General features: G+C 69.3%; 18 protein-coding genes. 13 read left to right on the top strand and 5 right to left on the bottom strand.

Going from position 1 to position 21,803, the window contains the following annotated elements; translation table 11 throughout:
- From D472_RS28010 to D472_RS28505, 5 genes are all read left to right on the top strand, one after another.
- Positions 1-1,559: fibronectin type III domain-containing protein (locus D472_RS28010; protein ID WP_026117989.1), on the top strand; the 1,559-nt coding region annotated here is incomplete at its 5' end.
- Positions 1,556-2,779 carry a GTPase domain-containing protein gene (locus tag D472_RS0122965; RefSeq protein ID WP_017606787.1) on the top strand — a complete coding sequence of 408 codons (1,224 nt, stop codon included), beginning with the start codon at positions 1,556-1,558 and terminating at the stop codon, positions 2,777-2,779. The genes D472_RS28010 and D472_RS0122965, both read left to right, overlap by 4 nt.
- 106 nt (positions 2,780-2,885) lie before the next feature.
- On the top strand, positions 2,886-5,378 hold the full coding sequence (locus tag D472_RS0122960; protein WP_017606786.1) for a GTPase-associated protein 1-related protein: 2,493 nt from the start codon (positions 2,886-2,888) through the stop codon (positions 5,376-5,378).
- Positions 5,379-5,413: 35 nt separating this feature from the next.
- A complete protein-coding gene (locus D472_RS0122955) occupies positions 5,414-6,886 on the top strand; it encodes a TRAFAC clade GTPase domain-containing protein (RefSeq protein WP_017606785.1) in 1,473 nt (490 codons plus the stop codon).
- Entirely contained in the window at positions 6,883-7,038 is a 156-nt protein-coding gene (locus tag D472_RS28505) for a hypothetical protein (RefSeq protein WP_017606784.1), read from the top strand. Before D472_RS0122955 ends, D472_RS28505 begins: the two co-directional genes overlap by 4 nt.
- A gap of 118 nt (positions 7,039-7,156) precedes the next feature.
- Here the strand turns inward: D472_RS28505 and D472_RS0122945 are convergent, their stop codons facing one another.
- From D472_RS0122945 to D472_RS0122930, 4 genes are all read right to left on the bottom strand, one after another.
- Complete coding sequence (locus D472_RS0122945) at positions 7,157-7,783, bottom strand: hypothetical protein (protein ID WP_017606783.1); 627 nt, start codon at positions 7,781-7,783, stop codon at positions 7,157-7,159.
- 40 nt (positions 7,784-7,823) lie between these two features.
- Entirely contained in the window at positions 7,824-9,194 is a 1,371-nt protein-coding gene (locus D472_RS26965; RefSeq protein WP_051046057.1) for a serine/threonine-protein kinase, read from the bottom strand.
- Between the two features lie 146 nt (positions 9,195-9,340).
- Positions 9,341-10,588 carry a 4-hydroxybenzoate 3-monooxygenase gene (locus D472_RS0122935; protein ID WP_017606782.1) on the bottom strand — a complete coding sequence of 416 codons (1,248 nt, stop codon included), beginning with the start codon at positions 10,586-10,588 and terminating at the stop codon, positions 9,341-9,343.
- Between the two features lie 372 nt (positions 10,589-10,960).
- Positions 10,961-11,416 (bottom strand): YkvA family protein, encoded by a 456-nt coding sequence (locus tag D472_RS0122930; protein WP_017606781.1) that lies wholly within the window; start codon positions 11,414-11,416, stop codon positions 10,961-10,963.
- Between the two features lie 669 nt (positions 11,417-12,085).
- Here D472_RS0122930 and D472_RS0122925 point away from each other — a divergent pair.
- The 8 genes from D472_RS0122925 (at position 12,086) to D472_RS0122890 (ending at position 19,663) form a co-directional block, all read left to right on the top strand.
- Entirely contained in the window at positions 12,086-13,195 is a 1,110-nt protein-coding gene (locus D472_RS0122925) for a hypothetical protein (RefSeq protein WP_017606780.1), read from the top strand.
- A gap of 78 nt (positions 13,196-13,273) precedes the next feature.
- A complete protein-coding gene (gene cpaB / locus D472_RS0122920) occupies positions 13,274-14,035 on the top strand; it encodes a Flp pilus assembly protein CpaB (protein ID WP_017606779.1) in 762 nt (253 codons plus the stop codon).
- A 6-nt stretch (positions 14,036-14,041) separates the two neighbouring features.
- Complete coding sequence (locus D472_RS0122915; protein ID WP_017606778.1) at positions 14,042-15,445, top strand: AAA family ATPase; 1,404 nt, start codon at positions 14,042-14,044, stop codon at positions 15,443-15,445.
- 109 nt (positions 15,446-15,554) lie between these two features.
- Entirely contained in the window at positions 15,555-15,968 is a 414-nt protein-coding gene (locus tag D472_RS0122910; protein WP_017606777.1) for a hypothetical protein, read from the top strand.
- Positions 15,965-16,351, top strand: a complete 387-nt coding sequence (locus D472_RS0122905) for a TadE/TadG family type IV pilus assembly protein (RefSeq protein ID WP_017606776.1) — start codon at positions 15,965-15,967, stop codon at positions 16,349-16,351. Before D472_RS0122910 ends, D472_RS0122905 begins: the two co-directional genes overlap by 4 nt.
- A 58-nt stretch (positions 16,352-16,409) precedes the next feature.
- Positions 16,410-17,735 carry a CpaF family protein gene (locus tag D472_RS0122900; RefSeq protein ID WP_017606775.1) on the top strand — a complete coding sequence of 442 codons (1,326 nt, stop codon included), beginning with the start codon at positions 16,410-16,412 and terminating at the stop codon, positions 17,733-17,735.
- Positions 17,736-17,799: 64 nt separating this feature from the next.
- Positions 17,800-18,732 carry a type II secretion system F family protein gene (locus D472_RS0122895; protein WP_026117987.1) on the top strand — a complete coding sequence of 311 codons (933 nt, stop codon included), beginning with the start codon at positions 17,800-17,802 and terminating at the stop codon, positions 18,730-18,732.
- 34 nt (positions 18,733-18,766) lie between these two features.
- Positions 18,767-19,663, top strand: a complete 897-nt coding sequence (locus D472_RS0122890; RefSeq protein WP_017606773.1) for a type II secretion system F family protein — start codon at positions 18,767-18,769, stop codon at positions 19,661-19,663.
- A gap of 228 nt (positions 19,664-19,891) precedes the next feature.
- Here D472_RS0122890 and D472_RS26260 read toward each other — a convergent pair.
- The coding region (locus D472_RS26260; protein WP_051046056.1) for a protein kinase domain-containing protein at positions 19,892-21,803 on the bottom strand (1,912 nt) is incomplete at its 5' end.

Raw genomic sequence — 21,803 nt, 5'->3', positions numbered from 1 at the left:
TCGACTCGATCGCACCCGCCCCTCCCGGGGAGGTGGCGGCCCGTGTGGACGGACGCCGTGTGGTGGTGACCTGGCGGCCCAGTACGAGCGTGGTGGGGCGGGTGAGCTACCGGGTGACCCGCCGGACCGGCCGGGAGGGAGGCGATCGCGAGGAGTCGTTGGGAGAGGTGAGCGGAACGGAATTGGTCGACGACCGCCTCGGGGTGGGTGGCGACGCCTACTACACGGTGGTGGCGGTGCGGGGCGGCCTCGGGGTGTCGTCGGCCGTGTCGAGCCGGCCCGTGATGCTCACTCCGGAGGTGTCCGAACTGAGGCCGGTGGTGGCCGAGTCCGTGGTTTCGGCCTCTTGGCGGCCCCCACCGGAGGCCGTTCGGGTGGAGGTCCTGCGAGGAGAGGGCGCCCCACCGCACGGCATCGGCCCCAAGGTGGTGTCGGTGGAGCACGACGGATCGGGATTCCACGACACCTCCGTACGCCCGGACGTGGAGTACTTCTACCTCGTGCGGGCGGTGTACCTGACCTCACAGGGGCACGCGCGCCGTTCCGAGGGGGAGACCTTCCGAGCACTCCCCGGCCCCAAGGCCGTGCCCGTGCGGGATCTGCGGATCGACCAGGAGGAAGGGGGGTTCGTGGCCTCCTGGACCCCGCCCGAACGTGGCCGGGTGTTGCTGTTCACCGGTCGGCGGGATCCGTCCGTGGAACCGGGCGCCGAGGTCGACACGGGTTCGCGGTCGCCGGTGGAGGGCGAACCTCGACTGGACGCCGACGGGCGCTGCCGACTGCCCCTGGTGCTGCCCGCCGGGGTGAGCCACGTGTTGATCGTGACGGTGGCGGGTGAGTCCGCGGTGGCGGGCGCGTGCGTACGTGTGGTGGCCGCCCCACCCGTGACCGACCTGCGCGCCGAACGGTTCGACACCGTGGTCCGGCTCAGCTGGACCTGGCCGGAACACGCCGCCGTCGCCCTGGTCACCTGGTGCCCGGACGCGGAGGGGGAACCGGTGCACGCGCCGTCCCGGAGCCCGGCGCAGGACACCTCCCGGGGCACGGCGCGGGACACCATCAGTGAATCCGCGCAGCGCCGGGACACGACACGAGGGGCGGAACGCAGGTCGAGGAGGCGCTATGACGCGGAGGGCGGTTTCGAGGCACGCATGGGCTCGGGCCCCTTGGTCGTGACGGTACGCACCATCGTGTCCTCGGACACCGAGGAGACCCTGAGCGCCGCCACGACCGTGCGACTGCCCGGGCGAGTGGTGCTGGACTACCGGGTGGAGGCGGCGGGGCTGTTGGGCCGGGAACGGACGGTGCACCTGAGCACGGACTCCGACTGCGCCGTGCCGGAGATCGCGATCGTGTTCACTCCGGGTGAGGTACAGCCGCACACGTGTGAACGCGGTCGGGTGCTCTCGGTGCTACCCGCCCGACGTCTGAGGGCCGGCGAACGTGTCTCGGTGCGGGTTCGACCTCCCCGAGGCTCCGGTTGGCTGATGTGTTTTCCGGTGGACCACGACAGCGAGGTGCGTCTACGCCAGCCCTCGGTCAAGGAGCTGCGCCTATGAGCCTGAACTCCATGCCCACCAACCCTTTGGAGGGGCCACGCCTGGTGTGCCCCTACTGCTATTCGGACTTCACCGAACGACAGATCCGGTTCCGCTGCCTGGGACGTCCCGGCCCCGATGGGAGGGCGTGCTCGGAATCGGAGGACCAGGCCTTGCGGGATCACCTGGGCCGACGGGAACGGTTGCCCCCGGTGTTCGCGGGCAATGGCCGGCGTCCCAAGGCGCGTTGCCCCGAGTGCTCGGTGTTCAGCGATCGACAGGTGTGCGCGGTGTGCCATTCCAGACTGCCCGTGGACTTCGGTCGGATGCGCGGCCGAATGATCGCGCTGGTGGGCGCCCCGGACGCGGGCAAGACCGTGTTCATGACGGTGCTCATCCACGAACTGAAGAACCGGGTGGGTGAACGGTTCAGAGCGTCGGTGGGCGGCTCGGACGACCACACCAGGCACCGGTTCGGCGTCGACTACGAGTCCCCCCTGTACGAACAGGGCCGGTTGCTGCGGGCGACCCGTCGCACCGGCGCGACCCGCGAGCCCTTGGTGTTCCGCTTCACCGGGCAGCGGCGCGGCCTGGTGGGGCAGCGTCCCCACCACACCCTGTTGTCCTTCTTCGACACGGCGGGCGAGGACCTCAACGACGAGAGGAGTGTGGAGACCAACCTGCGTTACCTCAACAACGCCGACGGGGTGATCGTGCTGTTGGACTCCTTGCAGATGGAGGGCGCCCGCCGGTCGGTCGCTCCGGGCAGCAGGTTGCCCGCCCCCGAGTCCCCACAGAACCGGCCGATCCACATGTTGGAACGGGTCACCGATCTGTTGTTGCGCCGGCAGGGCACCGCGAACCGACTGATCAAGGTGCCCATCGCGGTGTGCCTGACCAAGATCGACGCGCTGCGCGACCAGCTGGACGAAGGGTCGCCGTTGCACCGGCCCCAGCCGAGCGAACCGTACTTCGACGCGACCGACGGCCAGGACGTGCACGCTCAGATCCAGCAACTCCTGCACCGGTGGGACGGACCACGCATCGACAACCACGTGGCCAACCACTACCGCAACGCCCACTACTTCGGGGTCTCGGCACTGGGCGACAGCCCTGGGGAGGACAACCTCGTGCGGGGCGGGGTGCGCCCCTACCGCGTGGCCGACCCGTTCTTGTGGATGCTCTCACGGTTCGGGGTGATCTCCGCCAAGGGCTCGGACCACCGACCACACCTGCTTTGACGACGTCGCCCGCCGGGGCACCACGATGTCCGACCGACGAAGGAGATCACCGGCGTTCCACACCTCCACCACACCACAGGCATCACGGAAAGGGCACACACAGGCGATGGGGTCACCTCAGCTCTACTACACCTCGTGTGAGCACGGTCTGTCGGGCTACACCGGCTACCAGTTCAACGCGGCCACCCCGGGTGTGGACGCGCGTGTACTGCGCGAGGTGGAGCGCTTCACCGTGTACGAGCCTCCCAGGGCACTGCCGCCGGACCAGTTCCGGCGCCACCCGGTGAACCTGTGCTACTCCCCCGACCTGGGGGGCGTACGGGTACTGAGCCGGGTGGTCTCCAGTGGGGACGACCCTTCCGGGCGGCCCGGCAACTACTTCGCGCACACCCTCCTGTTGAACGGAACGGTCGATCCACTGCCCGCGGAACTGTGGGAGGCCTCCTTTTGGACCGGTCGGCCGGTGGCCGAACCGAACCTGCCCGGCCTCACCCCGACACCGGGGCCACTGGACCGAGAGCGGACGGCCGCTTGGCTGCGCGGTCGAGACGAGGCGACGCTGAGCCGGTTGTTGATGGCGGTGGACGCCGCGATCGATGACGGTCCTCCGGTGCTTCTGGTGGCCGAGGACGAGGACGCCGCCCACTGGGTGGCCGCGTTGTCCCACCTGCTGCCGCCCCGTCGCGTGCTTCGGATGTCGTTCGCGACCTACAGCGGCAGCCCCGAGAACACCTTGGTGAACGTGGTGGCGGTGCCGGCGGGGACCGACATCCGGATGCTGCGGGGACGCTTCGTGGTCTTCGATGCTCCGAGCCTGGCCCGTACCCACTCCAACGGCGGGTCCGGCGTCGTGGCGGGATCGAACCGAACAGGTCCGGACCAGACCGCCTCGGACGCCCACGCGGTGGTGGCGAAGCTGCTGCGGGCCGGTGTGAGGGACGCACCGGCGCTATGGGCCGGCGCCCTCCCCTACTCGTGCGGGCAAGAGGGCGCTCTGGCCCAGTGGCGACCACTCCTGGCCGCCGCTTCCTTGGCCGACGGCTCCGTCCCGACAACGGAACCGGACCTGCGGGCGGTCCGCGCCTGGCTCCCCGCCGCGGCGGCCCGACTGCCCTCGGACCTGACCCGTGACCTGCTCGACCGGTTGCTCGACCTGGGCCCGGACACCCTGCACGAAGACGAACTGGCCCGGCTTCAACGGGTGGTCCACACGTACGGGTCGTGGGCGCTGACCGAGCGGCTGGAAGGGCTGCTCGCACGCCGCTCGCTGAACAGGATCCTCACGGGCTCTCCCGCTCCTGCGGTGGCGCCCATGCGTTCGCCCCGGGTATCGGCGTCCGCCGGCGAACGCGTGGGCGCCCTCTTGACCGGGGGCCCGGGACGGTTTCCGGAGCCGGACCGCGCCCTGGAGCTGCTGCGTTGGGCCCGCGCCGGCCAAGTTCCCCTACCGGAGGCGAATCTGGAACGGTACGGCGTCGAACTCGTCGCCCGGCGTCTGGCCGAACACCCACCACGTCTTCGGCCCGGTGTCCACCTGGCGGAGTTGGTCACCGACCATACGCCCGTACGCCGGGGGGCCGCCCGTGGGCTGGGGGAGCTGTCCGACCCGAACCTGACCACACTGGCCACGGGCCCCATCGGAGCCCTGTTCATGACGGACCGGGACGCCTCGACTGCGGTGTTGCGCGAGTTGCGCATGCTCCACGCGCACGAGGGCGACCCTCTGCCGCTGCTGCGTGAAGTGGTGTCCCTGCGCACGCGTTCTCGACCCCACGCTCCGCCACGGTTGCCCGAACACGACCTGGACCGGAAGCTGCTGCTTCGGGTCTGGGGCACCGCCCCGGAGGCCGAGGCGGTGGTGGCCTCGTTCGGCGTGGTCGATCAGGACACCCGCCTGGCACCCGACGTCGGTCTTTGGTGCACCGAGGTGCTGTCCCGGCTGCCCTCTCGGGAACAAGAGCGGTGGTGGTACGAGGCCGTGTCCCTGCTGTCGCGCCGCAACCTCCCCCTGCCCGCCGAGGGGCGGTCGCTGCTTCGAGACTGGCGCCGCGTGGAGTCCCGGGTGGGCGCCCTGGACCGGGCGCGGGGTACCGAGCGTCCCCGGGCCTTGGCCGAACTCACCGCCCACAGTCGAGGGTGTGCTCCGGTGGTGAGGCGTCTGGTGCTGCGCCGTGTCGGTGACCGGCTGCTGCGCTGGGATCAGAACCTGGGCGCCCGGGTTCTGGCCGAGTGCGGGCCGGAGGTGTTCGACGCCTACCGCCGAGTGGCCTCCGAACGGTTGACCCTGTCCTGTGCGTCGGCCTCGGGCCGCGCGGGTGGTCCTCTGGACGTGGCACTGGTGGTGCGGGTGTTCTCGACCGCACGACGGATGGTCGAGGCCACCGAAGCGCGGGGTTCGGTGGCCGAACGGGGGCGTGAGTTGCTGACGAACGTGCTGGAACCCGCCTCACTCACCTGGTCGCGTAGGAACACCATCGCGGTGCGCAAGGCCTTCACCGTTCCCGAGGAGGAGCAGGCCTTCGAACAGTGGATCCGCCAGAGCCAAGAACGGAGCGGACGAGGAGGCCTGTTCGCTCGGCTGTGGAGGGGGACGCGCTGAATCCGAGGCGAGGACACCCTGGAGAGGAGAAGGCCATGGAGACCGTGCGAATCGTCATCGGCTTCGGGGTGTGCGCGGTGATCGTCGCTTGCGCCCTGGCCCTGGCCCTGGGAGCGACCTGGTCGGCCCTGCTCCACCTGCGCCGAGTCCACGAGGTCATCCACCGTGGTGAGAACCCGAGGGTGCGACCGCTCGGGCCTCAGGAGTCGGCCTGGCCGGGTTACCACGCCGGTCCCCTGTGGTGGGATCTGGCGGAGGTCCACCGCCGGGTGCTGCGTGAAACCGGCCTGTTCGCTCCCTTCATCCAACCGCTCCTGCTGCTCCAGGCGGCTCTCGCCCTGGCCCACCTGGTTCTGGCCTGGTCCGGGGTGGTGCTGCTGCGGCTCATGGATGGTGCCCTGCTGGCCGCCCGCCGGATCCGCATGGTGTGCCCGCACTGTTTCGAGTGCATGCCATACCCGTCCTACGGTTGTGACGGCTGCGGTCGAAGACATCGGGACGTGCGGCCGGGGTCGCGGGGCGTGTTCCGACGCAGGTGCGCGTGCGGCCGGGACCTGCCCACCCTGCTGCTGCTGGGCAGCGCCGACCTGGCGACCCGGTGTCCCCACTGCGACCATGCGCTGGAACACCGCCCGGGCGAGGACCGCGAGTTCGTCCTGCCCCTGTTCGGTGCGACCGGGGCGGGCAAGACCCGGCTCAGCCACGGGCTCCACCAGGTTCTGACCCACACCGCCGGGCACGACCGTGACGTCCACGTGGAGTCGATGGGCGAGGAGACCAGGCACCGGTTGCGCGACAGCGAGGCGATGCTCCGCCCTCGGCATCGCACGGCACCCACTCCGCCGGGCAGGCGTGCCCGGGGATTGACCCTACGGGTGGTGGCGGATCGGCGTGCCTTGTCGTTACAGGTGTACGACACCGCCGGGGAATGGTTCAACACCACCGGCCGCACCGAGGAACTCACCTACCTGGGCAAGGCGGGCACCTTCCTGCTGGTGGTGGACCCGCTCGCGGTACCGGCGGTGTGGAACGCACTGGACGTGGACGAGCAGCGTCGGCTGGCCGGGGACCGCTCCGGCGCGACCGATCCCGAACAGGCCTACATGCAGGTCCGCGACCAGGTGCGACGGCAGTACCGAACCCTGGGGGCGGATGCGGCACGGAGCCGGTTGGCGGTGGTGGTGACGCGGGGAGACCTCCTCGCCGGCACCACCGTGGACCCCACGGGGACGCCACCCGAGCCGTGGATGCGTGAGGTCATGGGAACGGCCAACCTCCTACGGGCGGCGCACGCCGACTTCGGCACGGTGGAGGTGTTCGTGACCAGCGCGGTCGTGGACCATGAGGGGGTCCCCGATCCGAGTCTGGCGGTGTTGCTGCGCTGGGTGCTGGCCCGGGAGGCGGGGGTCTTCGGCACGATGCTCACCGACACCCATGGCCTCTTCGATCACGGTGCCGGACGGTTCGGCGACCCCGCGCCGGTGGGACCGGGGAGAGACTCTGGGTGATCGATCCGAAACGGTGTTACCACGCCGTCCGCCGTGCCACCGCGTTGTCGGTGTACCTGGTCATCACGTTGGCCACCGCGACCATCCTGCTGTACCTGGCCGTGGGAACCCATGCCCTGGTCCGCTCGGTCTGGGGCTTCTTCACCGGTTAGGCAGACTTCGCTCGCCGCCCTGTTCCGCGATGACGCTTCTAGCGCTCATGGGAGCAAGATCATCGCTGTGGTAGGGGAAAGGGGGAGGGAGCACCAGGCCGCGCCCGCAAGCCCGACCTCAGCCCTTCTCACCAGACCGATCTCGACCGCGCCGGAACCATCCTCGGGGGGCGTTGACGATCCGAGCTCCCTCACCATCGGTCGAGGTGGACTGTCCCCACAGCACGAATCCCAGGCTCACGATCAGCAGCGCCACGACCCCCAGGCCATAACCGGTGCCCGACAACTCCTGCCGGAGAAGGATTCCCGCGTAGCCACCGGTGACCAGCACCCCGACGGCACCGAGCGCGACGCCGGTCCAGGCGCGGTCGGTGAACCTGCGCTGATGGTCGCGGACCACCTCCACCATCGCGGCGACCGCCCGCCGGGAACCCTCATCGGGGTTGGTCACCCGCACCCGGGAGTCTCTATCGAGGATCACGGTGATCCGGGTCCGCCCACGTCTGCCGAGGATGTACAACTCCCTCGGCTTGACCTTTCCCGAACGTCGCCGGTGCTCGGTGAAGGACTCCGGGGCATGGCCCACCTCATCGCCACCGTCGGAGAGGCCGATCGTCAGGTCACCCGCGCACTCCTCCCGAACGATCTCGGCGAGTGCGACCAGTTCCTCGCGGCGCAGCGCCGGATGCCCGAGGTCGGTGGATTCCTCACGGTCGATCCGCCGACCTCGCTGTTCCAGGGACATACACCCATTATCCGTGCCTGAGGGGACCGAACGGTTCGGCTCACTCCGCCGGCCTCCCCAGAGCCGTACGCACCGGAGCGGGAACGGTGACCAGACCGCCCAACAGCCCGGCCCGCGGATTCGGTTCGCCTTTCAGCAGACCCATCTGGATGAGCAGACCCACCGCCCGCAGCACGTCCTGGCGAGTCCACGCCCGAGTCCACAGGGCGCTGAGACCGATCACCGGGACCGCCGCCGCGCCTTGGGAGGCCGCCACCGACAGCACCTGTCGGGCCAGGCCATGGGGAAGCGTGCGGTCGGCGCACGCGATTCCGACCATCGCCGCGACCACGAGCAGGGCTTCCTCGTCCAGGGCCTCCTCCCCCGGGTGGAACGGATCGTTCTGCCCGAGTGACCTGCCGTGATACCAGCGGAAGAGTTCCATGTACTCGTCCAAGGGGGTCGCGGTGTGTCGTTGGCACTCGACCGCCAACTCCAACAGCGCCCCCTCTTGGGGTCGAGGATGGCCCTGGCCTCGGAGTAGGCGATGGAGCGAGAGGACGTCGGGATGGTCGGGCCGAGACGTCCGCCGGGGCGGGACACGTGGTGGAAGGGTCTCTTGGGGGAAGAACCGGTCGAGTCCGCAAGCGATGGTCTCGGGATCGGGCCTTCGCCTCGGGTCCTTGCTCAGACAGTCGGCCACCAGTTCCCGCAGCGCCAAGGGCACCCGGCCCAGGTCGGGTTCCATTTCATGGATCCGGTGGAAGACCGCGTCGTCCCTCTCGCCGAACGGTGGGGCTCCCGTGGCGGCGAAGTAGAGCACCCCACCCAGCGCGAACACGTCGGATGCGGCGGTCACCGGCCCACCCCGCACCTGTTCGGGGGACATGTAGGAGGGGGTCCCCACCACCTGTCCCCGGGAGACCCCGGTACTGTCCCGGGCCGCCTTGGCCAGCCCGAAGTCGATGAGCCGTGGCTCCTCCTGCGCCATCATCACGTTGGCGGGTTTGATGTCACGATGCACGATGCCCTGGTCGTGGATGATCGCCAACGCGTGGCCCAGACCCCAGGCCAGGCGTTGGAGCCCGGGCACGTCCAGGGGCCCGCCGGAGTCGACGTGTTCGGCCAGGGTCGGACCTTGGATGTACTCCATGGCCAACCAGGGCGGTGACGCCTCGGGGTCGGCGTCGAAGATCTCGGCGAGGAAGCGCCCCCTGACCCGGCGGGCGAGGGCCACCTCCCTGCGAAAACGCTCGCGGAAGGTGGGGTCGAGCGCCCACTCGGTTCGGACCACCTTGATCACCACCGGCTCCGGCGTCCCGGTGCCGCGCGAGGTCGCGACGTAGACCCGCCCCATGCCTCCTTCTCCGAGGCATTCGAGCAGGTCATAGCCACCGATGGTACGGGGATCCTCGTCGCGCAGGGGTCTCACGTCGGTGCACACTCCTCGGGGGTGGGAAGCGGGCACCGAAAAGAACGAACAACGGCGACCCTTTGTTCCACCAATGTGACACAGTGCTACAACGACGCCCATGGGAGACCCCGGCGATGGTGCCCGAGGGCTCGACGAAACAGGGTTCACAGGGTGTGCCGTGCGGTGGCCTCCAGTGCCTCGGCGAAGACGGACTCGGGGTTGGTGAGCGTGATCGGTGCACCGGTGTAGTTCTCGGCGAGCAGGGTCCGGCCCGCTTCGGATCCGGTGACCAGGTCGAGTTCGGCGCGTCGACGCCGATCCTCGAAGAGGTCCTTGCCCACCTCGGTGTGCAGCATGGAGGTCATCCACCAGGAGAAGTGCTGGGCCCGCCAGACCCGGCGCAGGGCGGTGAGTCCGTAGGAGTCGAGCAGGTCCGACGCCGCCTGGTGGAAGTGGCGTTCGAGCGCCTGGGCGAGGACGGCCACGTCGGCGACGGCCAGGTTCAGGCCCTTGGCGCCGGTCGGCGGGACGACGTGTGCGGCGTCGCCGGCCAGGTACAGGCGTCCGTGGCTCATGGGTTCGCACACGTGGCTGCGCATGGGGATGACGCCGCGCTGGATGATCGGCCCCTCCTTGAGCGCGAAGCCGTCGCCGTTGACCCGGGCGCGCAGTTCGGACCAGATCCGCTCCTCGCTCCAGGCGCCGGCGTCCTCACCGGGTTCGCATTGGAAGTACATGCGTTGGACCGTGGGGCTGCGGGAGCTGATCAGCGCGAAGCCGTGCTCGGAGTCGGCGTAGACGAGCTCCTCGGAGCTGGGCGGCGCCTCGGTGAGGATGCCGAACCAGCCGTACGGATAGGTGCGGGAGTGCTCGACGCGCGGTGGGCGGGGGATGAGGGAACGGGTGAGGCCGCGGGTACCGTCGCAGCCGGCGACCACGGCACAGGAGAGTTCGACCCGTGCGCCGTCGGCGTCGGTGAAGTGGACCGCGGGGGTGTCGGTGGTGACGTCGTGAACGCTCACCTCGCTCACGCCCAAACGCAGGTCGCCGCCCTGTTCCAGACGGGCGGCGATGAGGTCCTTGAGGACTTCGTGTTGGGGATAGAGGTACACGGAACGGCCGGACAGGCCGGGCAGGTCGATGCGGCGAGACTCCCCACGGGTGCGCAGTTCGATGCCGTCGTGTCGGGTCCCTTGCGCCAGGATCCGATCTCCGACCCCGGTACCGACCATGAGGTCCACGGTGCCCTGTTCGAGGATACCCGCCCGGATGGTGGCCTCGATGTCGGCGCGTTCGCGTAGGTCGATGACGACCGAGTCGATTCCGGAGAGCGCGAGCAGGTGGGAGAGCATCAGGCCGGCCGGCCCCGCCCCGACGATGGCGACCTGGGTCCGCTGGTTCGTCGCGTGCATGGGTGTGTTCGACTCCCTGCGGTGTGGGGGTGGATCGTTCTCGGGGCACGGCCCGGTGAGGGAAGAACCACCCGCGCGTTCACATGCAGCACAATCGTGCGCCATGCGCACATTACGGCTAGGGCTCCGGATTGTCCATGCCTTGATCGGCCCGATCTCGCACGCTCGACACGATGACGGCCTCGCTTGGGCGAGGCGGACCCACCGTCCCCCTCGGCATCAGGCCGTGTCCGGCGCCGACCGCCGAGCCCTCCCGAGCACCGAGCGCGGACACCAAGGCGCCCGGGGGAGGGATCTCCCCCAGGCGCGGTCACATCGATCCACCACCCCGAGCGTTCACACCACGTGGCCGCACCGCCCGAGGAAGGATGCTCAGTGGCGCTGCTTCGTACGGGACACCGGCTCCCCCGCCCTCCGGGCGGAGCCGCCCTCGGTACGGCCCCTCTCCCCTTCGGACTCGGCGAACTCGTCGGCGTTGGCCCGTTGGAAGGCCTCCCGCGCCCGCTGGTCACGTTCCCAGAGGACGAAGCGCTCGCTCTCACCAAGGGCCATGGTGGTCAGCCACACGGCGACGGCGACGTCATCGACCAGCCCGAAGACGGAGAAGAGCAACTCTGGAACGAAGTCGATCGGGGAGACGACGTAGGCGACGAGCACCAACATGCCGAGCAGCTTGCCGTTGCCGAGTTCGGAGTACCGGCCCCTCAGCTTGGCCCCGAGCATGCGCGGGAGCGCGCGGACCCGCTGCCAGAGGGAAACCTCGCCGTGGGTGTTCCGGATGATCTGCCAGGCGGCCGCTCCGGCCGCGGCACGGTTTGCCTTGCGCATCGTTCGTTCTCCTCAGGGGGCACGTGGCTTCTCAAGATATGACGCGAAACCTGGTCGTTTCGTTCCCACAGATCAGCGGAACAACCCCGAGAGAGACGTACGTGACACCGACGAGGGGTGGCAGATGGGAAGCAAGCGTCTCCTTTGGTGATATCCGCGCTGATGAGAGGACTTTCGGCGCGTGTTATCCACAGTGTCGACGGGGGCACTGGTGGCGACGGTCCGAAAAAGGCATCCTTGATGGAGTGGCACCCCCTTTCGTGTCGCCGTTCAACACCAAGAGCAACGGAAGAACCTCGAGCAACGAAACACCACGAACCATGGTGACCACTTACGGCCACCCACGCCCACTCCTTTTCGAAGAGGTTCCGGTATGCCCGTAGGTAGGGCCATCCTCGGCGGCCACCGCCACGCCCCCGGGCCCGACCACACCCTCCGATCCACCACTCCACGAAAGGCGGCGAGAACCCACCTCCCCTCACCCAGCACATCGCAAGGCGACGAATACCGCCCCTCCCGCTCTGAGCCACCCATTCGTTACGATGCGTCCGAGTGGTACCGGCGGATGCGGGACGCCGCTCCGCTTTCGAATTCGCTCACCTGCGTAGAACCGATGGAGCCTTTCCAGTGTCCAATGCCCAACCCAGGTCGGCGACGACCGTAGCCCTGTTGGCGGATATCCCCAGCACGGGCCACGTGGGTGAGGCCGAGGCGCGCCGGTTCCCACTCCACGGTGACGGACCCGGTGCGCGTAGTTCCGCCTTCGTCACCTTCGCCATCGACCAGGTGCGGGCCGGCCGCAAGGTCATCGCGCTCTACCCCGCGTGGCGGGCCGAGGACGCCCAACGCGCCATCAACTTCGCCCGGGGCGCACTGCGCACCGACCGGATCGCCGGAATCAGCGTCGACCTGTCACCCCTTGCCCTGTCCCTGATCGCCGACCAGCTCGCCTATCTGGCCCCCTACCTACCACCGGGCATGATCGCCGCCCTCAGCCGCGAACTGCCCAAACACCTGCTCGCCGGGGCCTGGCTGCGTACGGTCTCCAACCTGTCCACTCTGCCCACCAGCATGCGCCAGCACGTGGGCTCCTACGCGCCCTCGGTCTCCTTCCTGGCCTTCTGCGCGCCCAGCGCCCAAGTGGGCCGGTTGCGACCCGACGAACTCGCCTCCCGGTTGCCGTTCCGACCCGTGCGACCCGTGCAGTTGCTCTACTCCACACCCGACTCCGTCACCACCAGGACCTTCGACGACAACCTTCCTCGGGTCATCCAACCGGTGGCCACCCGCCGGTTGCCCGCCCAACCCTTGGGCAACACCTATTGGGGCACCGGCAAGTACGTCGAGTTCGTGGCGCTGAGCGCACACCCCCAGGCACTGGCCTACGCGGCCGGTTCCATCAAGACCTCCACCTGCGCCTGGTGCGGTGAACCCATGGCCGCTCGGCCCTGCCCCTTCTGTTCGGCCAACACCGCCGGGCGTACCACCTACGTCCCTCCAGCGCCCCCTGCCCACTCTCCCGGGCCCGCGCCGTCCCTCCATCGGGAGTCGCGCCAAGGTCCGGCCCCCCGACCTCGGCCCGGACCGGTGTCCGGGGAGGTCCCGGAACCGAAGCCACCCCGGACCGGGGCGCCGCCATCCGACCCGTCACCGACCGGCGCACCCGTCCCGGGGCCACCGCCCCACGAAGCGGCCCGCCCTCATCCCACCCACCCGCAGGCCACCCCCGCACGGAGGTCTCCCTCCCCCCACCCCGAACCACGGACCTACTCTCGGTGACGACTCCCCCTCCACCGGGTCACACCACGCCCCCGGGCTCGGGGCCCACCACGACACTGGAAACGGATACCACCCCCTATGAACCCCCGTCAGCGACGCGGAGTCCTGCTCATGGTCATAGCCGCGGTCGGCGCCGTGGCCGTGTTCACGTCCGTCTTCACCTACCTGAACAACCAGCAGGAACGCCTGGGCCAGTTCTCCACGGCCCTGCGCCTGGTGGAGGACGTGGAGGCCTACCAGCCCATCGGCCAGGATTCGGTGGAAAGAGTCGAGGTCCCCAGCATGTACTTCGACCCGGAGGTCTTCATCACCGACCTGTCCCAGGTGGAGACCCCCGCCGACCAGGAACTGGTCGCCTCCTCCCATCTGGAGAGCGGCGTGTACCTCCAGCGGGGCATGGTCCTGCCCCAACCCACGCTGACCGAGGGCGAGCGGGAGATCGCCATCATGGTCAACGCCGAGACCGGTGTGGCCGGCAAGGTTCGACGTGGCTCGACCGTGGACATCTACGGCACCTTCCAGCCACGCGACCACGGTGAGGCCTGCGCCACCCGGGTCCTGACCGAGGTGGAGGTGCTGGACATCGGGGAGATGCGCAGCCAGGAGACCGACTCCGGTGTGACCGGGGTGGTCCCGGTGACCTTCCGGCTCGACCCGGACAGCGCGCTGCAACTGGCCTACGCCGAGGAGTTCTCCACCAAACTCCGGCTGGCGCTGGTCAGCGCGGCCGGTGGCGGCGGTCTGGGCGACGAACAGTTCTGTAGCGGGGACTTCGACGACCTGGTGGGGCAGGGCAACGACGACCACAGCGATGAGCGGCGTACGCCGCATGGAGGGTAGGAAGCGGTGAACTTCCGCGTTCTGGCGGGGATGCCCACGTCCGAGACCGAGATGGTGCTCGCCGCGCGATTCGAGGAACTGGGCAGCTGCGACCTCGTGGCCGTCCGCAACACCGGCACGGCGCTGATCGACGCGGCCGGCGAGTTCCCCGAACTGGACGTGGTCCTGGTCCACCAGGACCTGGGGCCCGCACCGGTCTTCGAGAGCATCCGTGACCTGTCCCACCGCCATCCCCAACTGGCGATCCTGCTGGTCTCCCCCACTATGGACCCGGACACCTTCACCGGGGCCATGGAGGCGGGTGCTCGCGGAGTCCTGGCGGCCGACTCCGGGATGACCGAACTGGAGACCCGGATCGCCAAGGCGGCCGAGTGGTCGCGTACGCTCCGCCGCCACCTGGAGTCGGCCGCTCACGAACTACCGGCTTCCGGGGTGCGTGGACGGGTCGTGACGGTCAGCGGCGCCAAGGGCGGGGTGGGCACCACCACCTGCGCCGTGCACCTGGCCATGGCGGCCGCACGACGCGACCGCGTGGTGTGCCTGGTGGACCTGGACCTACAGACCGGTGACCTGCCGGCCTTCCTCAACCTCCAACACCGCCGATCCATCACCGACCTGGTGGACGCCGCCGACGACATCAGCCCCGGCATGCTCGCCGAGACCCTCTACGTGGACCCACGCGGCCCCCACGTGCTGCTCGCTCCCGAACACGGTGAGCGGGGAGAGGACGTCACCGCCCGCGCCACCCGACGCATCCTCAGCGCCCTGCGTTCCCGTTATGAGCTGGTGCTCGTGGACTGTGGCTCCACCATGAACGAGGCCACCGCGATGGCGGTGGAACTGGCCGACAGCGCGGTGGTGACCGTGACCCCCGACGTACCGGCGCTACGCGGAGCCCAACGGCTGATGGCGATGTGGGAACGCCTACAGGTGCGCACGCAGGACAACGTGTACTCACTGGTCACCAGGCACAGCCGTAAGAACGAGATCCAACCCGACTTCCTCCAGCAACTGCTGGGCACCAAGGTGCTGCGCACACCCGTTCCGGCCGCTTACCGGGCCCTGGAACCCGGTGAGAACAACGGCGACCCCACCAAGGTGACCGACGAGGGCCTGCGCAAGGCGTTCGCCCGACTGGCCTCGGAACTGGATCTGTTCAACGCCCCCTCCACCGGGGGCAGCGGCAAAGGCGCCTACACGCCCTCCGGTGGGATGACCCCCGTGCCCTCGTCCCCGATGGAAAGGGCCTCCTCCACCCGCGACGTGTCGGGGTTCCTCGACGCCCCGTCTACCCCGAATCCGCACAACGGGCACCTCGGGCCCCGTACGGACGCCCCGGGAGGGCGCAGGGGCTGGGGCGGCTCCGGGCCTTCGGGACAGCGCACGTCGGGACGGGGGTTCGGTGGCTGAGCACGCCAGGCCCGCGGGGCTTGGACCGCACGGGCGGCCCTGGTCGTCGGACCTTCGACGCCTCGGGAACGGACGAGGGCGTCGAGGCGGGGACCGGGGCGGGGTCATCGTGGAGTTCGCCGCGATGGTGCCCTTCATGATGCTGGCTCTGGCGCTGGTGTGGCAGGTGCTACTGATCGGCTTGACCTCCATGTACGCCTCGCACGGCGCGGCCGAGGCGGCCCGTCAGGCCGCGGTGACCCCCGACGACATGGAGCGGATCGACGAGGAGGCCCGCAAACGGGTGCGTTCTCCGTGGGACGCTCCGGACGTGCTCACCACCAGCGTCGTCGAACGCGAGGGGGTGCGCTACGCCCGGGTGAGTGTGGCGATGCCGGTGTTCTTTCCCGGCACCGAGGGTCCCTGGGACATCACCGGTGAGGCCAAGGTCGTCACCGAGGTCACCCCAAGAAACGCAGTGGACCGACCGATCCCGGACGAGGACCCACCCGATGACCACGCGGGCCAAGGGGGCGACCGGTGACCCGAACGAGCCGGCCCAGGCCCCCACTGCGGTCCCGTCGCGACGCCGACCGTGGTGGCCCGATCCTGGAGTTCGCCGCGGTCCTGCCCCTGTTGCTGCTCACCGTGGTGGTGGCCTTCGAGGCGTTCATGGCCTTCGTGGCGATCGAACGGTTGGAGTCCGCGGCCCGCGCCGGGGCCAGGGTGGCCGGCTCCCAACGGTTGGAAGGCGCCGAGGCGGCCGCCCGTCAGGCCCTACCCGCCTGGTTGGAGGACGCGACCATCACCAGCGGCACCAACGACAGTGCCGGGTTCTACGTCGAGGTCTCGCACTCACTGCCCATCGTGTTCTCGGTGGACCTGAACGTGACGCTGACCCGGCGGGTGGACATGCCCAACGTTTAGGGATGCGTGCTCGGTATCCACGAGCGCCCGGCATCCACCGAGGGAGGAACGAGGAAACATGGGGTTGAAGGACCGCTTGGAGGAAGACCGTTCCACCGAGGAGCGGGCGGACCGGAGCAGTGTGACGCACTGGCGTCGGCGTCTGTTGGCCGAGATCAACCTGGAGGACCTGTCCCGGCTGACGCTCGCTCAACGGCGGGTGCGGTTGGAGAAGGTGGTCCATCACATCCTGTCCCGTGAGGGGCCGGTGCTGTCGGACCGGGAACGTTCCGTCCTGACCCGTCGGGTCGTGGACGAGGCGCTGGGCCTGGGCGTGTTGGAGCCGTTGCTGGCCGACGAGAGCATCACCGAGATCATGGTCAACGGCCCCGACAACGTGTTCGTGGAGCGGGGCGGCCGGATGGAGCGCGTCGACGCCACCTTCAACGGCGAGGAGCAGCTCTACCAGACCATCGACCGCATCGTCTCCCTGGTGAACCGGCGCGTGGACGAGTCCTCACCGATGGTCGACGCCCGTCTACCCAGTGGTGAGCGCGTCAACGTCATCATCCCGCCGCTGTCCCTGTCCGGTCCGATCCTGACCATCCGACGCTTCCCCAAGCCCTACCCCATCGAGGAACTGGTGCGGATGGGCAGCCTGGACCAGCCCACCGGGGTGCTGCTGTCGGCGATGGTGCGGGCTCGGTTCAACATCGTGGTCTCCGGCGGTACCGGCACCGGTAAGACCACCTTCCTCAACGCCATGTCGGCGTTCGTGCCCAGCACCGAACGCATCGTCACCATCGAGGACTCCGCCGAACTCCAGTTGATGCAGGACCACGTGGTGCGTTTGGAGTCCCGTCCGGCCAACATCGAGGGGCGGGGCGAGATCGCCATCCGTGACCTGGTGCGCAACGCGCTGCGGATGCGTCCGGACCGGATCATCGTCGGTGAGGTACGCGGCTCCGAGACCATCGACATGCTCCAGGCCATGAACACAGGCCATGACGGTTCCCTGGTGACGGTGCACGCCAATTCCGCCGAGGACGCCATCCACCGAATCCAGACCCTGGCCACCCTGGGTGATGGTCGGGTGCCCTACGACGCTCTGCGCGACCAGATCAACAACGCGGTGGACGCCATCGTGCACCTGGGCCGGTGGCCGGATGGTTCCCGCCGGGTCGCCGAGGTGGCCGTGGTGTCCTCGCGTCGAAGCGAGGAGTTCCGGTTGGAACCGTTGATGGAGTTCGTGTCGATGCCCACCGGGGCGGACCATGGCGTGGTGGGGCACTTCCGCCACCACCCATTGCCTCGCCACGTCGCCGGCCGTATCTACCACGTGGGAGAGAGCATCCCCGCGGTGTTCGGTGTGGTCTCCGATGGGCCCGGTGGAGGCCGCCGATGAACCTTTTTCCGCCCTGCCCTCCACCTCCGGTGCCCGTGGCGCATCCGACCCGATGGGAGTCAGCGTGACCTGGCAATTCGCGGCGATCCTCGGCGGCCTGGCCCTGGTCCTGGTCGTCCTACTCTGGGCCGTGTGGGAGTTCGTGGTCAGCGCCGAACAGCGCAGGCTGATCGCTTCCCGTAGCGCCCTGGCCCAGGCCGAGTACAGCGCGTCCACCCCGATGGTCCGGCTGGACGCGGCCCTGCACCGGACCGAATGGGGTGCCCGGCTGAGCCGGCGCCTGGCCCGTGCGGGCACGGAGGTGCGCCTGTCCACCTTCCTCGTGGCGTTGGTGGGTGGTTCACTGCTGGCCGTGGTGGTGGTCTGGCAGGTCTTGGCGCCGTTGTTCGGGTTGTTGGCCGCCGCCGGGGTGGCGTTCCTGTTCTTCTCCTACCTGAGCCGGGCCGAGGCCAAGCGACGAGAGGAGTTCACCGGCCAACTACCGGACCTGGCCCGGGTGCTGAGCAACGCGACCTCCGCCGGGTTGGCCCTGCCCACCGCCGTGGCGATCGCCGCCGACGAACTGGACGGCCCGGCCGGGGAAGAGCTCGGGCGGATGGCCGAGTCGATGAAGCTGGGCGCGAACTTCGAGGAGGCCGTCGCCGAACTTCGCGAACGCATGCCCTCCCGAGAACTCGGGGTGTTGCTGTCCACCCTGATCGTGGCGTCCAGATCCGGTGGTTCCCTGGTCAGCGCCCTGCGCAACATCTCCACGACCTTGGAGAACCGCAAGGAGACCCGGCGTGAGGTGCAGACCATCCTGGCCGAGACCACCAGCACCGTGTGGGCGCTGGGGTTCATGTCGGTGGGGGCCCTGTTCCTGCTCAACATGATCCAGCCCGGCATCATGCGCACCATGACCAGCGAACCCGCCGGTATCGGTGTCCTGCTGATCGCGGCCGCTCTGTTCGTCGTCGGATTCGTGGCGGTGTCGCGGATCACCCGATTCAAGATGTAGGTCCCGCACCGCCCCACCCCCCGAAGGAACCACGATGAACCTCTTGCCCCTGCTGGTGGCGTCGGCCGGCGCATCGATCGTGCTGATCGGCTGTTACGGCCTGCACCTGCTCCTGTCGCAGACGCGCGTGGCGGTGCGGGAACCCGTCGCGGGCCCCGCCGTCAAGAGCGACGACACGTTCTTCCTGCACAAGGTCACCGAGAGGATCGGGCGACCCTTCACCGCTTGGATCCTGGCCTCGCTCAGTGACGGGCGGCGGCGTTCGATCGCCGAACGCATCGAGGCCTCCGGCCGAGTCGATGGCTTGACGGTGGAACGCTACGTCCAGCGCAAGGCCGGCGAGGTCCTCCTCTACGGTTCGCTGGCCGTGTTGTTGCTGTTCTCCGACAACGCCATGCTCGGTCTGGTGATGCTGGCGTTCGTGGGGCTGACCGACCTGAGCATGTACGTCAAGACCCAAGAACGAGCCGACCAGGTGCAGTCCCAGCTGCCGGACTTCCTGGACGTGCTCGCGGTGACGGTGAGCGCGGGCATGTCGTTCCGTGCCGCCGTGGCCCGAGTGGCGGATTCCATGCCGGGTGTGCTCTCCGACGAGTTCGTCATCGCGCTGCGCCAAATGGAACTGGGCACTTCCCGCCGCGAGGCCTTCGACGCCCTGCGCCGCCGCAACCGCAATGAGTCCTTGAACAAGTTCGTGACCGCGATTCAGCAGGCCGAGGAGCTGGGCGCACCGCTCAGCGACACCCTGGTCGGCATCAGCCAGGACATGCGTCGTGCCGACGCCCAGTACATGCGCCGTAAGGCCCAGCGGCTCAACCCGAGGGTGACGGTGGTGACCGCCACGACCCTGCTTCCAGGGCTGCTCATCCTCATCGTGGGTTCGATGATTCTGGGCAACGACGTCGACTTCGGGGTGATCCTGGGCGGTTGAGGAGTGGGCCGGGTGTTCTCTCCCACCCGACCCACCGCTCCCTCTCGCCGTTCATCCCACCTCCTCCCGTCCCGAGTCGGTGAGAGAACGACGATGATCTGAAACTACCGGATTTCGAGCGGTGAAGGTCTTCGCTGGTCCGGTCGTAGAGGGCTCGAACGATCGATCGGCTCGATCACTCCTCTTGGTCCGGAGTGGGCGACGAAGAGTGCGGAGCCGTGCGAAACCTCAGCCCTGGCCGCCCTCGGTGATCACGCCGCCGGCATCACCCGGGCCGCCGTTCCCGAGGCCGCTCTCAGCGGCACCGTCTTCGATTCCTACTCCGCCCGCGTCGCCTTGGACTCCCTCGTCGGCCGTGTGCGCCGCCTCGCCCTCATCAGCGGGCACCTCCGCTGGACAATCCAGCATGGTGTTGTCCTGCAACGACGTGTCGGGCATGGCGAAGAAACCCGAACCCAGTGCTTCCTCGTCTCGCCACTCCAGGGTGCCGTCCACGTCGTAGCAGTGCCCGTTCGCTTCGTGTTCCAGGGGAGCCGAGTGTGGGGCGGGCCGGTAGGCCACACCCGCTCGCTTGGGGGCTCCGGGGATGTGGACGGTCAACACCTCGGAGGGGTTCTGGGGGCTCAGCACCGCCAGCGTGGTCAAAGGCGCGCCGATCTCACTACCGGTGCCTCCCCGATGGGTTCGCCGGTCGACTCCGTCGTTCTGGGCCGGGTCGATCGGGATGAGGGCCATGAAGTCCTCGGCGTACACGTGGTGACTGCCCACGTTCGGGTGGTAGTTCACCTCGACGGTGAACTCCGCCCCGTCGGCGGTCGCCTCCACCTGGCTCATGCACACGCTCAGTACCGGGAACGCCGAAAGGCTCGGGGTGGCCAACCCGTAGTCGACGGTGTCGTGGTCGACCGGGTGGACGAACGGCCAGATCTCGGGGTCGGTGACCGGCACACCCTCGGGGCCGGGGGTGAGCAGGGCGAGGTACTGCTCGGCCGTGGCCGCTTCAGGGGAGAAGGGGCGCCAGTGGGCCTGGGCCTCTTGGGCTTGGACACGGTCGGGATCATCGCAGGCCAGGGGCTCGGGGGCAGCGGGTTCGGGTTCCGGCTCGGGCTCTTGCTCTTCGTTCGTCGGTGCCGCGGTGGGGGTCTGGGCTCCGACGGTGTCGGCGGGGGCACCGCTCAGGAGGTCGTACAGCAGGTATCCCCCGCCCAGCACCAGCGCCATACCCACGGCGCCCACGCCCAGCCACATCCCCATCCGAGGGCCGCCCGCGGTCTCCTCTTCCTCCTCGAGCCCGGCGAGCTCGATCTCAGCGGTGCTGTCGTGCCCCTGGTTCCCCCGCCCACCGAAGAGGTAGGCGGCGGCCTCGCTGCTCTGAGGTGCTCCGGGCGTGACCGGACCGCGCACGCCCGGCATCGGGGTGCCGGGGCCGGACGCCACCGGACCCCTCGGTTCGCCACTCATCGTTTTGGCGCTCTGCTCCGGGGCCGGGTCCGGGGAGGCCTGGGCCTGTCGCCTCTCGGCCAGGGCCAAGGCGGCGTCGGTCCACACGATCGGGTCGTGCCAGGACAAGTCCAGGGCCGGCCACTGTTCGGCGATGAGCGCGCGCAGTCGGGCGGGCCAGGTGTCCGCGGTGGCCTGCTCGTCGATGCCGAGCAAGAGCAGGCACTCCAGGTAGGCCTCCTCGGCGGAGGGGCGCCGCTCGGGGTCGGAGGAGAACGCTTTCTCCAACAGCGGGCGCAGGTCTTCGGGGATCGTGCTCAGATCGACGCGCGCCTCACGGGCGCGGGCGGCCATCTCCCACACGATCTGACCGGGGACGCGCCCAAGGACGTGACCGGCCGGGTTGGCCCCGAACGGTGGGTTACCGGTGGCGGCGAACAGGACCAGAGCGGCCCAGCCGTGCACGTCGGTGGCGGTGGTGGCGGCGGCCCGCTCATAGCGTTCGGGTGCCAACCACCCCAGGCTTTCGGCGCTCTGGGCGGGTGCGACCGGGTCGACGCGGCGGGTGATCCCGAAGTCCAGCACCTTGGGCCCGTCCGCGGCCACGACCACGTTCCCAGGGCGCATGTCCCCGTGCACGAGCCCTTGGGAGTGGAAGGTCGCGAGGGCTTCGGCGAGTCCGGCCGCCAAGGCGAGGAGC

The organism is Nocardiopsis alkaliphila YIM 80379 (genome assembly GCF_000341005.1).
Classification (GTDB): domain Bacteria; phylum Actinomycetota; class Actinomycetes; order Streptosporangiales; family Streptosporangiaceae; genus Nocardiopsis; species Nocardiopsis alkaliphila.
The sequence above is the reverse complement of the archived record's forward strand: the minus strand, read 5'-3'. Positions and strand labels throughout refer to the sequence as shown.